The 16,146-nt window shown below is 72.0% G+C and carries 16 protein-coding genes; 4 read left to right on the top strand and 12 right to left on the bottom strand.

Annotated features, from left to right (window positions below; genetic code table 11):
* Window positions 1–37 precede the first annotated feature (37 nt).
* From AC2XR2_RS38365 to AC2XR2_RS38350, 4 genes are all read left to right on the top strand, one after another.
* Complete coding sequence (locus AC2XR2_RS38365; RefSeq protein WP_491517607.1) at window positions 38–850, top strand: IclR family transcriptional regulator; 813 nt, start codon at window positions 38–40, stop codon at window positions 848–850.
* Window positions 850–1,866: a zinc-dependent alcohol dehydrogenase gene (locus AC2XR2_RS38360; protein WP_491517606.1), complete on the top strand. Its 1,017-nt coding sequence runs from the start codon at window positions 850–852 to the stop codon at window positions 1,864–1,866. The genes AC2XR2_RS38365 and AC2XR2_RS38360 overlap by 1 nt, the downstream gene beginning before the upstream one ends.
* A 13-nt stretch (window positions 1,867–1,879) precedes the next feature.
* Entirely contained in the window at window positions 1,880–2,479 is a 600-nt protein-coding gene (locus AC2XR2_RS38355) for an acyltransferase (protein WP_491517605.1), read from the top strand.
* A 163-nt stretch (window positions 2,480–2,642) separates the two neighbouring features.
* A complete protein-coding gene (locus AC2XR2_RS38350) occupies window positions 2,643–3,317 on the top strand; it encodes a phosphatase PAP2 family protein (RefSeq protein WP_491517604.1) in 675 nt (224 codons plus the stop codon).
* A gap of 7 nt (window positions 3,318–3,324) precedes the next feature.
* Here the strand turns inward: AC2XR2_RS38350 and AC2XR2_RS38345 are convergent, their stop codons facing one another.
* The 12 genes from AC2XR2_RS38345 to AC2XR2_RS38290 are packed head-to-tail and all read right to left on the bottom strand — an operon-like array spanning window position 3,325 to window position 16,145.
* Complete coding sequence (locus AC2XR2_RS38345; RefSeq protein ID WP_491517603.1) at window positions 3,325–4,650, bottom strand: glutamate-1-semialdehyde 2,1-aminomutase; 1,326 nt, start codon at window positions 4,648–4,650, stop codon at window positions 3,325–3,327.
* Between the two features lie 7 nt (window positions 4,651–4,657).
* Complete coding sequence (locus AC2XR2_RS38340) at window positions 4,658–5,209, bottom strand: dTDP-4-dehydrorhamnose 3,5-epimerase family protein (RefSeq protein WP_449350401.1); 552 nt, start codon at window positions 5,207–5,209, stop codon at window positions 4,658–4,660.
* Complete coding sequence (locus AC2XR2_RS38335) at window positions 5,206–6,438, bottom strand: polysaccharide pyruvyl transferase family protein (protein ID WP_491517602.1); 1,233 nt, start codon at window positions 6,436–6,438, stop codon at window positions 5,206–5,208. Before AC2XR2_RS38335 ends, AC2XR2_RS38340 begins: the two co-directional genes overlap by 4 nt.
* The gene (locus tag AC2XR2_RS38330) at window positions 6,435–7,382 is read right to left on the bottom strand and encodes a glycosyltransferase family 2 protein (RefSeq protein ID WP_330263069.1); all 948 of its coding nucleotides are present in this window, start codon (window positions 7,380–7,382) and stop codon (window positions 6,435–6,437) included. Before AC2XR2_RS38330 ends, AC2XR2_RS38335 begins: the two co-directional genes overlap by 4 nt.
* Window positions 7,379–8,686, bottom strand: coding sequence for an MATE family efflux transporter (locus AC2XR2_RS38325; RefSeq protein ID WP_381295893.1), 1,308 nt, complete (start codon window positions 8,684–8,686; stop codon window positions 7,379–7,381). Before AC2XR2_RS38325 ends, AC2XR2_RS38330 begins: the two co-directional genes overlap by 4 nt.
* A complete protein-coding gene (locus AC2XR2_RS38320; RefSeq protein ID WP_491517601.1) occupies window positions 8,683–9,957 on the bottom strand; it encodes a DUF4910 domain-containing protein in 1,275 nt (424 codons plus the stop codon). Before AC2XR2_RS38320 ends, AC2XR2_RS38325 begins: the two co-directional genes overlap by 4 nt.
* A complete protein-coding gene (locus tag AC2XR2_RS38315; RefSeq protein WP_381295890.1) occupies window positions 9,954–10,979 on the bottom strand; it encodes an NAD-dependent epimerase/dehydratase family protein in 1,026 nt (341 codons plus the stop codon). Before AC2XR2_RS38315 ends, AC2XR2_RS38320 begins: the two co-directional genes overlap by 4 nt.
* A gap of 4 nt (window positions 10,980–10,983) precedes the next feature.
* A complete protein-coding gene (locus AC2XR2_RS38310) occupies window positions 10,984–11,631 on the bottom strand; it encodes a PIG-L deacetylase family protein (RefSeq protein WP_381295888.1) in 648 nt (215 codons plus the stop codon).
* The gene (locus tag AC2XR2_RS38305; RefSeq protein ID WP_330263074.1) at window positions 11,628–12,422 is read right to left on the bottom strand and encodes a sugar phosphate nucleotidyltransferase; all 795 of its coding nucleotides are present in this window, start codon (window positions 12,420–12,422) and stop codon (window positions 11,628–11,630) included. Before AC2XR2_RS38305 ends, AC2XR2_RS38310 begins: the two co-directional genes overlap by 4 nt.
* Window positions 12,419–13,672, bottom strand: a complete 1,254-nt coding sequence (locus tag AC2XR2_RS38300; protein WP_491517600.1) for a class I SAM-dependent methyltransferase — start codon at window positions 13,670–13,672, stop codon at window positions 12,419–12,421. The genes AC2XR2_RS38305 and AC2XR2_RS38300 overlap by 4 nt, the downstream gene beginning before the upstream one ends.
* The gene (locus tag AC2XR2_RS38295; protein WP_491517599.1) at window positions 13,669–14,910 is read right to left on the bottom strand and encodes a glycosyltransferase; all 1,242 of its coding nucleotides are present in this window, start codon (window positions 14,908–14,910) and stop codon (window positions 13,669–13,671) included. The genes AC2XR2_RS38300 and AC2XR2_RS38295 overlap by 4 nt, the downstream gene beginning before the upstream one ends.
* Window positions 14,911–14,912: 2 nt before the next feature.
* Window positions 14,913–16,145 carry an O-antigen ligase family protein gene (locus AC2XR2_RS38290; protein ID WP_381295883.1) on the bottom strand — a complete coding sequence of 411 codons (1,233 nt, stop codon included), beginning with the start codon at window positions 16,143–16,145 and terminating at the stop codon, window positions 14,913–14,915.
* Between the last annotated feature and the right edge of the window lies 1 nt (window position 16,146).

The following is a 16,146-nucleotide window of genomic DNA, read 5'->3' as shown; positions in this document are numbered from 1 at the left end:
CCGGTAATCGGTACATCGGTCTACTATCCGGAACACGATGCAGCATACGCAGCCGTTCCACGCTTCGACAGCCCCCGTCACGGCAGGCGCGGAGGGCGACCGTGTCGTGGGTTCGGACCGGGTGCTCGCCGTGCTCAAGGAACTCGCCCGGCATCCGGACGGGGTGGCGCTCGAGGAACTCACCCGGATCATCGGCAGCCCCAAGCCGACCGTGCACCGGGCCCTGGCCGCCCTGCGTCGAGCCGGTCTGGCGGGGCAGGACGGCCGCGGTCGCTATCTGCTGGGCGACGAGTTCCTGCGGATGGCCTTCGCCCATCACGAGGCCCGTCCCGAACACGTCCGTGTCCGGCCGCTGTTGGAGACGCTGGCCGCCCGCTTCGGCGAGACGGCCCACTACGCCGTCCTGGACGGGCGCGAGGTCGTCTACCGCGCCAAGGTCGATCCCCCCACCGGAGCCGTCCGGCTCACCTCCACGGTCGGCGGCCGCAACCCCGCCCATGCGACCGCGGTCGGAAAGGCGCTGCTCGCCCACGAGTTGGGCACCCTGGACGCCGTACGGCGATGGATCGGTGCGGTGCCCCTGGAGCGACGGACGCCTCGCACGCCGTGCACGGCCGAGGAGTTGCTCGGTGAGCTGCGGGCCACGCGTGAGCGGGGGTACGCCCTGGACGACCAGGAGAACGAGATCGGCGTCAACTGTCTGGCCCTGCCGGTGTACGGCACCTCGCCCGTGGTTCCCTCCGGGGCGGTGAGTGTCAGCGCGCTGGCGTACCGGACGCCGTTGCGGGCGCTGGTCGACGCCGTGGAGGAGATACGCGAGGCACTCGGCCCCCTGAAGGAGCCCTTCTGATGCGTGCGTTCGTGCTCACGGCCCCCGGCGAGTACGCCGTCCAGGAGGTGCCGGAACCGGTGGCAGCGCCCGGTGAGGTGGTCGTGGACGTCGAGCGGGTCGGGGTGTGCGGCACCGACCTGGAGTTCTTCACGGGGCACATGACCTATCTGCACCAGGGACACGCCGGCTATCCGATGCGGCTGGGCCACGAGTGGGCCGGCCGGGTGCGCTCGGTGGGCGCCGGGGTCGATCCCGGCTGGACCGGACGGCGGGTCATGGGCGACACCATGCTCGGCTGCGGGAGCTGCCGGCGCTGCCGGCGGGGGCTCCAACACATCTGCGAGAAGCGGGAGGAGGTGGGCATCCGCGGCGGCCGTGCGGGTGCTCTGGCGGAGCAACTCGCCGTACCCGCGGGCTCGTTGCACGCGTTGCCCGACTCCGTGGACCCGGAGCTGGGCGCGCTGGTCGAGCCGGGCGGCAACGCGTTGCGGGCCGCGCGGGCGACCGGGGCCGGGCCCGGGGACCGGGTTCTGGTGCTGGGGCCGGGGACGATAGGTCTGCTGGTCGCCCTGTTCGCGCGGGCCGCCGGGGCGGAGGTGCACCTGATGGGCGCCACCGAGGACTCCCTCGTCTTCGCGCGCTCGCTGGGCTTCCCGGACGCCTGGCGTGAGGACACGCTGCCGGACCTGCCGTTCGACGCGGTCGTGGACGCCACCAACGCGGTCCATCTGCCCGCCCTGGCCCAGGAGTTGGTGGAGCCGGGCGGGCGGCTCGTGTACATCGGGCTGGCCGGTGAGCCCAGCCGGATCGACACCCGCGCGCTGGTCCTCAAGGACGTGACCGCGGTCGGCGTCCTCTCCGCCTCCCCCGGGCTCGACGCCACGATCACGGCGTACGCCGAGAAGGCCGTCGATCCGAGGCCGCTCGTGGCCGCGACCGTAGCGCTGGAGGCGATCGGGCCCGTCCTCGCGGGCGAGCGGCCCCCCGGCGCCGGTCCGGGTCCGAAGATCCATGTCGATCCCCGCCTGTCCTGAGGGATGCGATCCGGTGGCGGTCACGGTGCTGCCGACCGCCCAGGTCGACGAGAGCGCGGTGCTCGGCGAGGGGACGACGGTCTGGGACCTGGCCCAGATCCGCGAGGACGCCCGGCTGGGGAGCGGGTGTGTCGTGGGCCGGGGCGCCTATGTCGGCCCCGGGGTGCGGATCGGTGACCGCGTGAAGCTCCAGAACCACGCGCTGGTCTACGAGCCCGCGGTGCTCGGCGACGGGGTGTTCGTGGGCCCGGCCGCGGTCCTCACCAACGACCGCTCCCCCAGGTCGGTGGACCCGCAGGGCAGGGTGAAGCGCGGCGGCGACTGGGAGGCCGTGGCGGTGGAGGTGGCCGAAGGGGCGTCCCTCGGGGCCCGTTCGGTGTGTGTGGCGCCGGTGCGGATCGGCCGCTGGGCGATGGTCGCGGCGGGTGCCGTGGTGGTCCGGGACGTGCCCGACCACGCGCTGGTGGCCGGTGTTCCGGCGCGCCGCATCGGTTGGGTGGGGCGGGCCGGCGTACGACTGGTCGAGCGGGAGGGCGAGCCGGGGGTCTGGGAGTGCCCCGAGACGGGGGCGCTGCACGACGAGCGGGACGGCTGTCTCGTCGAGCGCGAATGACGTCCGTTTCCAGCCGAAACACGGGCTGTGTGTCCTGTTCGTCCACGTTGCGGTATCGGACGTCTGTGCGGTCCGATACCGTGTCGATCGTGATCACGGACGAGATCAAGAGCAAGGCGGACCGCGTCCGGGATGCGTTTCGGGCCGTGGACGCGGTGGGCGTGTGACGGGCAGACCGACGCTCCCGGCGCTGCCCCCGGCGCTGCGCACGCCGCTCGGGCTGGTCGCCGTCCTCGCCGCGCTGGTGGTGCTGGTGACCGGGGCGATGTACGCCGGCCACAGCCAACCCGGCAGGGTGGACAGGTGGATCGTTTCGCCGACGGCCGACAGTGTGGGGCCTCCGTGGCGGCCCGTCGCCCTGACTCTGGACTTCCTGGGAGAGCCTGCCGGTTCGGTGCCGCTGGTCGGGGTCGTCGTGGCCGGCTGCCTGCTGCTTCGCCGTCCACGCGCCGCGGTGCTCGCCGTCGCCGGTGTCGCCCTGGCGGTGGGGACCACGACGCTGCTCAAGCAGCTGGTGGGGCGCACCATCCACGGCCCCGACAACCTGTCCTATCCGAGCGGGCACACCACCTTCTTCACCGCACTCGGCGTCGTCCTGGCGCTGCTCGCGACGGACCGGCTCGGCCTCGGCAGGACGGCCGGCACGTCACTCGTGCTCTGCGTGGCACTCCTGGCCGGCGCCGCGATGGGCTGGGCCGAGGTCGCCCTGGGCGCGCACTACCCGACCGACGCGCTCGGCGGCTGGTGCACCGCGCTGGCGGTGGTTCCGGCGACCGCGTGGCTGGTCGACCGGGCGGCCGACCGGCTGGAGAGCGCCGGTCGGCCCGAGCCACGCTGACGTCACGTCACACCAGGCGACGGAACACCGGCTTCACCGGTCGTCCGCCCACCCAGGGCGAGGGGTCGGCGGCGTCCAGTGCCTTCCGGTACACCGCGCACGCCTGCGCCACCACGTCGACGGTGTGATCGATGTCGGCCTCGCTGAGCGCGCTGCTCACCACGAACGACGGGGCCAGCACCCCGCCCGCGAGGAGCCGGCGCAGGAACAGCGTGCGGTACTCCTGCGACGGCTGTCCGTTCTCGTCGAGCGTGGCGAAGACCAGGTTGCTGGCCCGGCCCCGGACGACGACGTGCTCGCCCACGCCCATACCGGCCGCCGCGTCGCGGACACCGGCGGCCAGCCGCTCGCCGAGGGCGTGCAGCCGCGCGGTGACGCCCTCCTCGGTGTAGACGCCCTGCACGGCCATCGCGGCGGCCAGCGAGTGCGTTTCCGCGCCATGGGTGGTGGACAGCAGGAACACCCGTTCGCCGGAGTGCCGCAGACCGCCGCGCTCCATCAGCTCGCGGCGCCCGGCCAGTGCGGAGACGGCGAATCCGTTGCCGAGCGCCTTGCCGAAGGTGGAGAGGTCGGGGACGACGCCGTACAGGCCCTGGGCGCCCGCCTCGGACCAGCGGAAGCCGGTGATCATCTCGTCGAAGATCAGTACGCAGCCGTGCCGGTCGGCCAGTTCGCGCAGTCCGGCGAGGTACCCGGGCGGCGGCTCGGTGTGGGTGGCGGGTTCGAGGATCAGACAGGCGATGTCGTCCTGGTACCGGGTGAGCAGGTCCTCCGTGGCGGCCAGGTCCCCGTAGGGGAACGCCACGGTGAGCTCGTTGGTCGCCGCCGGGATGCCGGCGGACATCGGTGTGGTGCCGATGAACCAGTCGTCGGTGGAGAAGAACGGATGGTCGGCGCAGAGGGCCACCCGCTGGCGGCCGGTGGCGGCGCGGGCGAGGCGTACCGCGGCGGTGGTGGCGTCGGAGCCGTTCTTGGCGAACTTCACCATCTCGGCGGTCGGCACCGTGGCCAGGAAGCGTTCCGCGGCTTCGGCCTCCACGATGGACGGCCGGACGAAGTTGCTGCCGCGGTCGATCTCCCGCCGCACCGCCTCGGTCACGCGTGGATGGGCGTGGCCGAGGCTGACCGACCGCAGGCCGGACCCGTACTCGATGTAGCGGTTGCCGTCGACGTCCCACACGTGGGCACCGCGGCCGTGGCTGATGACGGGCGCCAGGTCCTCGGGGTACTGGTCGTCGCCCTTGGCGTAGGTGTGGGCGCCGCCGGGGATCAGGGCGTGGAGCCGTTCGTTGGCCGCACGCGACCGGGGCAGCTGGAAGTCTTCGCTGTGCAAGCCGACTTCACCTTTCCATGTGCTTCAGGACCTCGGCGAGGCTCGGTGCCTCCCGGTCGCGCTGGGACATCGATGTGACCGGCAGCGGCCAGGGAATCGCGAGTTCCGGGTCGTCGAAGGCGATCGTCACGTCCTCGGACGGATCGTGCTCACGGTCGATACGGTAAGAGGTATCTGTGATTTCGGTAAGAGCCTGGAAGCCGTGAGCGCATCCCGCCGGGATGTACACGCTCTTCTGTGTCTCGCCGGACAGCTCGAAGAAGGCCCGGTTCCGGTACGTCGGCGACTGTGGCCGCAGATCCACGACGACGTCGAAGATCTGCCCGTACGAGCATCGCACCAGCTTGGCCTCGCCGGCCCCGGAGCGCAGGTGCAGGCCGCGCAGCACGCCCCGGACCGAGCGGGAGACGCTGTCCTGGACGAAGGCGTGCGGGTCGAGGCCCACCGAGCGGACCACGTCGACGTCGAAGGTGCGGCAGAAGAAGCCGCGTTCGTCGGAGTGCGGGGTCGGCTCGAACAGGTACGCGCCGGCGATCTCCGGGACTTCAGTCGCTTTCATCGGGCCTTCCGCGGGACGTGGGCGTGGGAGTTCGCCGGGAACAGGGTCGTGGTCAAGGCGGTGAACTGCTGGGCGAGTTGCTGCGCGGCGACCCGGTTCCGCTCGCTGAGCGTCCGCCGTACCTCCGCCGCGTGCTTCTCCAGGTCCCGGAACTGCTCGAGCAGCCGGTCGGCGTCGACCTCGCGGGCCGGGTGGCAGTACGTGCCGACGCCCATCCGGTCCATGAGCACCTCGCTCTTCGCCGCATAGCAGAGGGCGAGCACGGGCGTTCCGGTCTTCAGCGCGCAGATCAGGTTGTGGTAGCGGACGGCCACCACGGCGTCGGCGGCCGCCATCTCGTTCATCAGGTCGGCCAGTGAGGCCGGTTCGGCGGCGGTGACCAGCGGTGAGTCGACGGCGTCGAGGATCGCGGCGACCACCGACTCATCGCACTCGTCGCCGGTGAGCAGCCGGACCGGTCGGCCCTCCTCGACGAGTGCGCGGACGAAGGTGATCGTCCCGTCGAGGTAGCGCCGGTATATCTCCTCGGCCCGGGCGCGGTCGTCGTTGCCGCCGTGGAAGTCCATGACGCCCACGCAGACGGGACCCGGTGTGCCGGTGGGCTCGCTCGCCCGCGGCGACGGCAGGAAGAACGCGAGGTCCGGGTAGACCTCGTCGTGCGCGGTGTCCACGCCCATCGCCCGCATCGCGTCGCGGGACTGGGCGTCCCGGTACGAGCGGTACGCGGCGAGCCGTGCCGACCAGCGCACCAGGGCCCGGGTCGGGCGGTTCCTGATCCCGGCGGCGCCGACGCTGACCAGCGCGACCCGGGTGCCCAGCAGCCGGCCGCTCGCGCAGAGCAGGAACAGCGAGTAGGGGAAGCCCCAGGGCCGCAACGGCAGCGTGGCCTCCAGGACGCCCATGCCCGGCACGATCACCACGTCGTGGCGGCGCACCCAGGCGGCGGTGCGGAAGGGGTCGACGAGTTTGCCCACGGCCTTGCCGGCGATCGCCCGCGCGCGTGACGCGGTCCGGTACTCCCCGCGGTACCAGTGCAGCCGGGTCGCGGGGATCCCGAACCGGGCGGTGACGGCCTCGGGCCCGCCGCACAGGGCATCGACGACCGCCTCCGGATGCTCGGCCCGGAGGTACTGGAGGACAGCCTCGAGCGACCCGTCGTTGCCGAGGTTGCCGGAGCCGAGCAGGCCGAACACCCCGACACGCGCCGGGGTCTCGTCCGTCGGTGTCATGCCCGCTTCCCCTCACGGCCGGCGACGAGGGCATCCACGGAGACGGTCAGCTGGGCCGGGTCGACCGGGGCACGGTCCTCGACCCGCTCACCGGCGCCCGGGCGGACCCGGCTGGTCATCCACGCGGCCAGGTGGCGGTAGCACTCACGCCGGTCGGCCGGGGACAGCGGGGCCCGGCGGATCGCCGAGGCGAAGCCCCAGACGTACTCGGCGAGCAGCCGGGGCGTCGGGTGCAGCAGGCCCGCCCGGCGCGGGTCCAGGTTGACGCACCGGGACCGCTTGGACGGGTTCGCGCGTTCGGCGCGGGTGGGGTGGTCGCGGCGGAAGTACAGCAGTTCCGGCACCTGGTGGAAGCGCCCGTGCAGGGTGATCTCGGCGACGTACGTGCGGTCCGCGTGGTGGTAGCTGTCCATCGGTTTCACCCGGCGCAGCACGTCGGTCCGCATCACCCCGTAGAAGTCGTCGCCACCGGGCTCGAACAGCAGACTGCGGAAGCGGTCCGGCGCGTGCGGCGAGTCGGTGGCGAGCGTGTACTCGTAGGGGACCTTCACCTGGCCGTCGCCGTCGATGACCGCCTGGTCGGTGTGGGCGAGGATCACGTCCGGCCGCTCGTCCAGGGCCTCGATGCAGCGCCGCAGCAGGTCGCGGCCGTAGAGGTCGTCGTGCGAGGCCCACTTGAACAGCTCGCCGCGGGCCTCGTCGAGCACCCGGTTGTGGTTCGGGGTGGCGCCGATGTTCCGGGGCAGCCGGAGGTACCTGATGCGCGAGTCCTGCGCGACGTACTTGCGGCAGATGTCCTCGGTGCCGTCGGTCGAGGCGTTGTCGGAGATGACCAGCTCGAAGTCCTCGTAGGTCTGGCCGAGCAGCGCGTCGAGCGACTCGGCCAGGTACTCCTCGCCGTTGTACACGGGCAGGCCGATGCTCAGCCTGGGTTGGGAGGTCATGAGGTCCTCACTTCGGGGATGGGGTTGTGGCGGTGCTCGCGCAGGGCGGACCGCAGTTGGAGCCACCACACGGCCGAGCCGCCGACGGTCGCGGCGGCGACGCCCCACGCCGAGCCGACCGTGCCGGCGAGGGCGGCCCCGCCGAGTCCGCCGCCGACGTAGAAGGCGGAGGCGAACAGCTGGCAGCGCAGACTGCGCCGGGCGGCGCCGAGGGCGCGCAGCCCGGCCGCCGCGCCGGTGCCGAGGCCCGCACCCGCGACGCTGAGGGTGATCGGCACGATGAGATGCGAGGAGGAGTGCCAGACGCCGCCGAGCAGGAGGTCGCCGATCCGGTTCGGCAGCAGCAGCAACGAGCCGCCCCACAGCAGAGCGGCGGCGGCCTGTCCGCCGCCGAGCAGGAGACAGAACGTGCCGAGGCGGTGCGGGGACTGCCGCAGCACCCGTGCCGCCTCCGGGACGGTGACCAGCGACAGTCCCATGAGTACGGCGAGGAAGGGGCCCATCAGGAGCTCGGCGCCCCGCACGGCGCCCACCGCGCCGACCCCGACGATCGCGCCGAGCCCGTAGGCCCGCAGCTGGCTCGCGCCGCTGAGGCTGACGTTCTCGACCAGGTACCGGTAGCCGAGGTCGCGCTGCTCGCGCAGCCACCCGCGCGCCTTGGTCATCCGGGGCCGGATGCCGGACTGGAGGCAGCCGTACGCGGCGGCCACCGCGGCGGACGCGCCCCAGGCCAGCACGAACGCGGCCACGGTGTCCACATGGGCCGCTGCCACCATGGCCGGGACGAGTGCCACGCACCAGACGACGTCGTTGAGGAAGGCCTTGCGCCCGTTGCCCGCGGCGAAGAAGGAGAACCGCCAGGCGTCCTGGAGCAGCAGCCCCGGCAGCATGACGCCCAGGCAGGCGAACGCGGGCCCCAGCCGCCCGCCGAGAGCCAGTCCGGCCACCAGGGACACCGCGCCTATGGCGGTGCCGACGCCGAGTGCCGTACCCGTCGACCGGGCCACCGCCCCGCGCCAGGTGGCCTCCGGCACGCCGCTGAAGCGCACCATGAGCGGATCGGTGGTCAGGCCGCGGGAGACGTTCAGCACCACGCCGTAGGTGACCCAGGCCAGGCTGAACACGCCGAACGCGGTGACCCCCAGCGAGCGGGCCACGTAGATGCCCACCGCGAAGTTGCTGATGCTGGAGGCCGCCTGGTCGGCCAGTCCCCAGGACAGCCGGCCGACCAGGGCCCGCTTGGCGGACCGGGCCGGGGGCGCCACTGTCTGGGGGCCCTCCCCCTCGACGGGCATGGACGTCATGTCTTGATCAAACCTGCCTCGTGCAGTGCGTCGGCGGCGCCGGCGACGGTGTCGAAGGGCAGCCCGGACCGCTCGGCGACGTCCAGCAGATCGTGGTCGCCGTCGGAGAGGTTGAGCACCCAGAGCATGGCCATCTGGGCCTGCTTGGTGTCGCTGCGGCCGCCGAGCGCGTCGTACAGCCCACGACGGCCCAACTGCGGTTCGCCGTACGGGCTGAGGTTGACGTACTGCCGGTTGCGGTCCAGGACGGCGAACGCCTCGCGGCAGACGGCGAGGGTGTCGGCCATCGCCTCCGGGGACACGAAGTCCGGGTTGTCCGCCGAGGTGTGGTACTCGGGGTAGCCCGCGTACGGGGTCCGGGTGAGCGAGCCGACGCCGAGGTTGAAGCCGGGCGAGCAGTACTGCCGCTCGTCGTAGCCGTACGGCGTGAACTCGTTGATTTGGTGCGGCCGTTCGGAGGTGGTCAGCACGTGCCGCAGCACCCGGTCGATCTCGGCGTCGCCGCGCCGGCTCTGCTTGTACGTCACCTGCCCCGGGTCGCCGGCGCAGGCCAGCACCAGGCCGTGCTTGACCCGCTCCACCCGCTCCGCGTTGCGGGCCAGCCAGGTAATCGCCCCGATGGTGCCGGGCGCGAAGATGAACCGGTAGGTGTGGTACGGCGTCCGCTGCGCCAGCTCCCGGGCCAGGTACGTGGCCACCGCGACGCCGGCCATGTTGTCGTTGGCCAGCGCCGGGTGGCAGGTGTGGCAGGAGACGATCACCTCGTCGGCGACCTGGCCGGGGACCACGTGCTCGGCGTAGGTGAGGTGGCCGTCGGCGAGGGTGGAGTCGATGCGGACCTCGTAGTCGCCGTCGGGCATGGCGTCCAGGGTGTCCTGGGCCAGGCAGAAGCCCCACTCCGGCTTGTAGTAGCTGGTGCGGTACGGCACCCAGGACGGCTGGTCCGGCAGGGTGTGCAGGTGCGGGCGCAGCTCCGACAGCGGCATGGTCGCCGACACCGGGACGCTGTAGCCGAGCACGTGCAGGCTGGACTCGGCGAAGTCGACGACCCGCCTGCCGGTGCTGTCGGCGACGTACGCGTCGCGGATGTTCCACTCCTGCGGCACCGTCCAGTCGAGCACCTGCGTCCCGGTCGGCACCTCGTGCACCTGGAGCGGGATGTACTCGCCGACGATGTCCAGGGTGGCCCGGACACCGTCGCCGGTGATGCTCCGGCAGAGCGGGTACAGCCGCTCCACCAGGGCGTGCATTTCCTCGCCGACATCGGTCATCGGCGCCACCGCAGGGTGTCGTCGACGGTGCCGGCCTCGGACGCGGCGCGCAGTACGGCGAGCCGGGTGAAGCGCTGGTCGAAGTCTTCCTTGGTCAGCTCGAACTTCTTGTAGGCGTCGGCGAGTTCGAGCGCGCCGCGCTTGACCGACCACTCGATGTCGAAGCCGGGGATCGCGGCGCGGAACCGGGAGAAGTCCACCCGGTAGGAGCGCGGGTCGGCCCCGTTCTCCCCGGTGATCCGCACCTTGGCGCCGGGTACGGCCTCGGCGACCTGCTCGGCGATCTCGGCGACCGTGACGTTGTTGGTCTCGCTGCCGATGTTGAACGCCCGGTCGTGGACCGCCTCGCGCGGTGCGGTCAGCGCGGCCGTGAAGGCCCGGGCGATGTCCGCGGCGTGCACGAGCGGGCGCCAGGGGGTGCCGTCGGAGAGCACCAGCACCTCGCCGGACAGCAGCGCGTGGCCCACCAGGTTGTTCAGCACGATGTCGGCGCGCAGCCGGGGCGAGTAGCCGAACGCGGTGGCGTTGCGCATGTACACCGGGGTGAAGTCGTCGTCGGCGAGCGCGTGCAGGTCGTCCTCCACCCGCACCTTGGACTCCGCGTACGGCGTCACCGGGCGCAGCGGGGCGTCCTCGCCGACCAGGTCGTCGCCGCCCGCGGCGCCGTAGACCGAGCAGGTGGACGCGTACAGGAAGCGCCGCACTCCGGCGTCACGGGCCAGCTGGGCCAGCCGTACGGACGCGTGGTGGTTGATGTCGTAGGTGAGTTCCGGTGCCAGCGAGCCCAGCGGGTCGTTGGACAGGGCGGCCAGGTGGATCACGGCGTCCACCCCGGCCACGTGCTCGGCCGTGACGTCGCGCAGGTCCACCCGGTGCCCCTGGGGGTCGGCGGGTGTCTCGCCGAGGACGGAGTCGGCGAACAGGCCGGAGTCGAGGCCGACGACCTCGTGCCCGGCGGCGGCGAGGACCGGGGCCATGACGGTTCCCAGGTATCCCTGGTGTCCGGTCAGCAGTACGCGCATGGGTTCAACCCCCCAGGTTGAGCGTGAGTTTGGTGACGGCGAACGCTTCGGCGTATCGCTCGTGGCATTCGATGCCGCGGATCCGCGCGAGGCCGAGGAAGGCCTCCCGGTCGTACCAGGGCCGGTGGCGCTGCGAGGCGTAGTGCTCCTGCAGCAGCCGTACCTTCTCCTCGGCGATCTCCGTCGGCAGCGGCTGGTACGCCGTCATCCGGCCGAGGTCGCCGTCCCACTTGACGATCTCGTAGCCGAGCACGAGGTGGTCGCGGAAGGCGGTGGGTATCAGCTGCGCCAGGCCGCGGTGGTCCTGGTGCGCGTCGTCGGTGCGGGGGGCAAGGATCAGGTCCGGGTCGGTCTGCGCGCGCAGTTCCTCCACGGCGGCCTTGGCCTCGTCCCAGTGCACGGGCATGCGTCCGTCCGGCAGTTTGAGCACGGTCAGCCGCAGGTCCGCGCCGGGGCAGAAGGCGGCGAGCGCGGCCCGCTCCTCCTGCTCGCGTTCGGTGCCGCCGCCGGAGAGCACCAGCGCGTCGACCCGGAGTCCGGGCCGCGCCCGGCACAGGGCGAGCAGCGTGCCGCCGGCGCCGATGGCGATGTCGTCGCAGTGCGCGCCGACGGCGACGATCCTCTCCGGGGCCCCGGCCCCGAGTCGGATCACGCGTGCACCCCGGTGTCGTCGCGCTCCCACACGGCCCACGGGCGGTCGCCCTGGGCGTAGGCGGCATCCAGCGCGGCCCGTTCCTTCACGGTGTCGGTCGGCTTCCAGAAGCCGCGGTGCTGGTGCGCCACCAGCCGCCCGCGCTTGGCGAGTTGGCCGCATCCGTCGGCCACCAGGTCACCGTTCTCCGGTATGTGGTCGAAGACCTCCTGGCGGAGCACGAAGTAGCCGCCGTTCTCCCACAGCGGCATGTCGCTCACCGCGGTGATGCCGCCGACCAGGTTGTCCTCGCCCAACTCCACGCAGTGGAAGGAGGACTGGGGCGGCACGACCATCATCGAGGCACCGGCGTCGCGCTGGGAGAACTTCTCGATCATCTCGGGCAGCGGGGCGTCGGTGAGGACGTCCGCGTAGTTGGCGAGGAACATCTCGTCGCCGTCCAGGTGGTGCCGCACGCGGCGCAGCCGCTCCCCGATCGGCGACTCGATGCCGGTCTGCGCGAACGTGATCGTCCAGTCGGATATGTCCGTGGACAGCAGCTCGGTCTGCCCCTTGCGCAGCACGAAGTCGTTGGACGTCGTCTCCTCGTAGTTGAGGAAGAAGTCCTTGATGTGGTGGGCACCGTACCCGAGGCACAGGATGAACTCCTTGTGCCCGAAGTGCGCGTAGTAGCGCATGACGTGCCAGATCAGGGGTCTGGGGCCGACCATCGCCATGGGCTTGGGCACGTCGTCGGAGGTTCCGTTGCGCATCCGCATCCCGTAACCGCCGCAGAACAGAACGACCTTCATGCTGTGACCTTTCGGGACGCGCCTTCGACGACACTCAGTTCCGGGATGGGGAAGACCAGCCGGCCGCCCCATTCGTGCACGTAGGACAGCTGCTCGGTGAGTTCGGCCCGCAGGTTCCACGGGAGGACGAGCACGTAGTCCGGCTTGTCGGCGGCTATCTGCTCGGGCGCGAGGATCGGGATGCGGGTGCCCGGCGTGAACCTGCCGTGCTTGTAGGGGTTGCGGTCGACCGTGTACGCGAGCAGGTCGGGCCGGATGCCGCAGTGGTTGAGCAGGGTGTTGCCCTTGCCGGGGGCGCCGTAGCCGACGACCGTCTCGCCCCGCTCGGCCGCCTCGATCAGGAACTTGAGGAGGTCCCGGCGCACCTTGGCCACCCGGGCGGAGAACTCGGTGTAGCCGGACAGCTCCTGAAGGCCGGCGGCCTTCTCACGGGCCAGGACGTCGGCCACCCGCTCGCTCGGCTCGCCGGCCACCTCGGCCGGGCGGGCCCACAGCCGGATGGAGCCGCCGTGCGTGGGCAGCAACTCCACGTCCACGAGCGTGAGTCCGCCGCTGGCGAGGGCCCGGATCGCGGAGGCGACCGTGTAGTACTGGAAGTGCTCGTGGTAGATCGTGTCGTACTGGTTGTCCTCGATCAGGGTCAGCAGGTGCTGCACCTCGATGGAGACCCAGCCGTCGTCGGCGACCAGGGCGCGCAGCCCCTGGGTGAAGCCGATCACGTCGGGGATGTGCGCGTACACGTTGTTGGCGACGACGAGGTTGGCCGGGCCGTGCTCGGCGCGGACGGCCGCGCCGGTCTCCGGGCTCAGGAACTCGGTGAGCGTGGGTACGCCCTTGTCCCGTGCCGACGCGCCGACGTTGACCGACGGCTCGATGCCCAGGCAGCGGATCCCGCGGTCCACGACGTGCTTCAGCAGGTACCCGTCGTTGCTCGCGACCTCGACCACGAAGGCGTCGGAGGCGTCGAGTCCCGCCCGCTCCACGGCACCGGCGACGAAGGTCCGCGCGTGTTCCACCCAGGAGGTCGAGAACGAGGAGAAGTAGGCGTACTCCTTGAACGTCTCCTCCGGCGTGATCAGCGGCGGGATCTGCGCGAGCCAGCAGTCCGTGCAGACCTGAAGGTGCAGCGGGTAGGCGGGCTCGGGCTGGTCCAGTTGGTCCGCGGCGAGAAAGCTCTCACATGGTGGCGTCGCTCCGAGGTCGACGACGCTCGCCATCGCTTCCGAGCCGCACAGTCGGCATCGTGTCATCTGCTGTTCCCATCCCCCCAGCTCGCGCGGGTGTCCCCGCCGCGAGTCAGTACTGACCGACCCGCGATCGCGGTGCGGTACTCGTCAACCAGGCGGTCGAGGCCGACCGCCGGGCTGAAACCCTGTTCGTAACGGCGCCGGGCCGCCTCACCCATCTCCCGGTTGCGGGCCGGTTCGGCCGCGATCGTGCGTATGCAGGACGCGAGCGAGGCGGACTCGCCCGGCCGGTGCAGCAGCCCGGTCACCCCGTCGTCGACGAGTTCGACGAAGGCGCCGTGGCCGGCGGCGACGACCGGGACCCCGGCCGCCATCGCCTCCACGACCACCAGGCCGAACGCCTCCAGCCACGTGGAGGGAGCCACCACGGCGACCGACCGCGCGATGGCTTTCTGGCACTCCGCCGTGTCGTACAGGCCGACGTACCGGACGTCGTCCCGGCCCGCCGCCCAGGCGGTGACCTCGGCCTCCAGTGGTCCCGTGCCGGCGATCACGAGCGGTACTCCCACACCGCCGCCCGCCGCGAGCTCGTCCCACGCGGCCATGAGCAGCCGTACGCCCTTGGCCTCCGCGAGCCGGCCGAGATACAGGACGTGCTCGCCGGCGTCCGTGCGGCGGGCGTCCGGGTCGGGCACGAAGTTGTGCTTCACCGCCAGCCGCTCGGCCGGCATCCCGGCACTCACCAGGACGTCCCGCTGCGCGGCGGAGATGCAGAGGAAGCGCTCCACGCCGGACCACCACCGCCGCCGGTTGGCCGACAGGCTGACCGCGAGCGGCACGGTCGCGAGGCGGGAGTTCCGGTAGCAGCCGTGCCGGACGGCGGGCAGCGGGGTCGACCCGACGCACTCGGTGCACGGCTTGCCGTCCCGTTGCAGGGTGCCGGGCGGGCAGACCTGGGTGTAGTTGTGCAGCGTCGCCACGGCGGGCACGCCGGCGTCGGCGCAGGCGGCGAGCACCGCGGGCGACAGGAGCGGAAAGACGTTGTGGACGTGGACGACGTCCGGGCGCTCGGTGCGGAGCCGGTCGGCGAGTTCCCTGCGGACCGCCGCGTTCCACGGCACCCGCAGGGGCACCGCGACCTTGGCGAGGAGGGACATGGCGCCGATGTCGTCGCTGCGCCGCTCGAACAACTCGACCCGGTGGCCGCCGTCGCGCAGCAGCCGCACCTCCTGGTCGACGACCTTGTTCTCGCCGCTCGGCTGCGCCGAGGCGTAGCGGTTGTGCACCACGAGGACGTGCATGCTCACCTCACCTCCGATCTCTTGGCCCAGCGCGGGACGTGTTGTCGAGGAATGGCCGGCGCCGCGAGCGGGCCGGCCTCGGCAGGAGCCGCCAACAGCGAGACGGCCAGGGCCAGATGCAGCAGATACGGCGAGGCGTCGCCGAGACCGGCCTCGGTGTACGAGGCGATCGCGCAGTAGCTGATCAGGAAGATCGCGCAGGCCCGCTGGAGCGACGGCGGCCGGAGCAACGCGACGCCGCCCAGCACGATGATGAACGCCGCCACGAGGCCGACGCCGATCAGGCCCTGCTCGTTGTAGACGGCCAGCCAGCTGTTGTCGATCGGCAGACCGCCGAACGACTTGTCGCCCAGGCCCACGCCGAACCACTTCTCCCCGGTGGTCCGGGGCGCGGCCAGCAGGGCGTCCCAGACCTTGGCGCGACCGGTGAGGCTGGAGAAGTTGTCCTTGCTCTGTCCGCGCAGGAACCACGCCTGGAGCGCGCCGGCGAACCCCACCGCGGCCACCGTGCCGCACACCACCGCCCAGGTGAAGAAGCGGCGGGCCGCGGCGCTGGTCAGCAGGAGCGAGCCGATCGCCAGCACCAGCCCGATGAGCAGGCCGAGCGTGGCCGTCCGGGTGTGGGTCAGCGCGAGCAGGACGAGGGACGGCACGATGACCACCGCCGCACTGGTCCGGTCGGTCCGGCGGCCCAGGAGGAGCAGCACGGTGAGCCCGACGATCACCGCGGCGTACTGGCCGATCTGCGGCGGGGTGAGTGGCCACAGCGCGCCGACCAGCCGCCCGCCGTAGAGGTCGGGCAGGGCGGCGCCGGGTGAGATGGCCAGGCCCAGGGCCACCGACCCGAGCACCGCGAAGTACATCCGGATGTGGTGCCGTACGAAGGTCAGGCTGCCGTCCCACCAGCGGCTGAGCAGCCACAGCGTGCCGACGAAGAGCGTCAGCCGGAAGCAGCGGAACAGCGCGCCGAACCCGGACTCCAGGTGAGCGCTGGAGATCACGCTCGTCACCAGGAGCAGGGTCAGCAGGAACACGTAGGCGTTGGGCCGGACACGCAGTCGGGCATTGACCGCGAGCGCCAGCGCGAACGCGGCGACCAGCGCGCCCATGGTGACCATCTGGATGAGGGAGCGGGGCAGCGGGACGATGGTCTTCGCCCCGGCGGAGCCGAGCGTGTTGAGGATCAGCAGTCCCCAGACCACCCCGACGATCTTCGGTGTGCGCTCTGTCTCCATC

It is taken from the genome of Streptomyces sp. LS-MS-L19 (genome assembly GCF_058382285.1).
The sequence above is the reverse complement of the archived record's forward strand: the minus strand, read 5'-3'. Positions and strand labels throughout refer to the sequence as shown.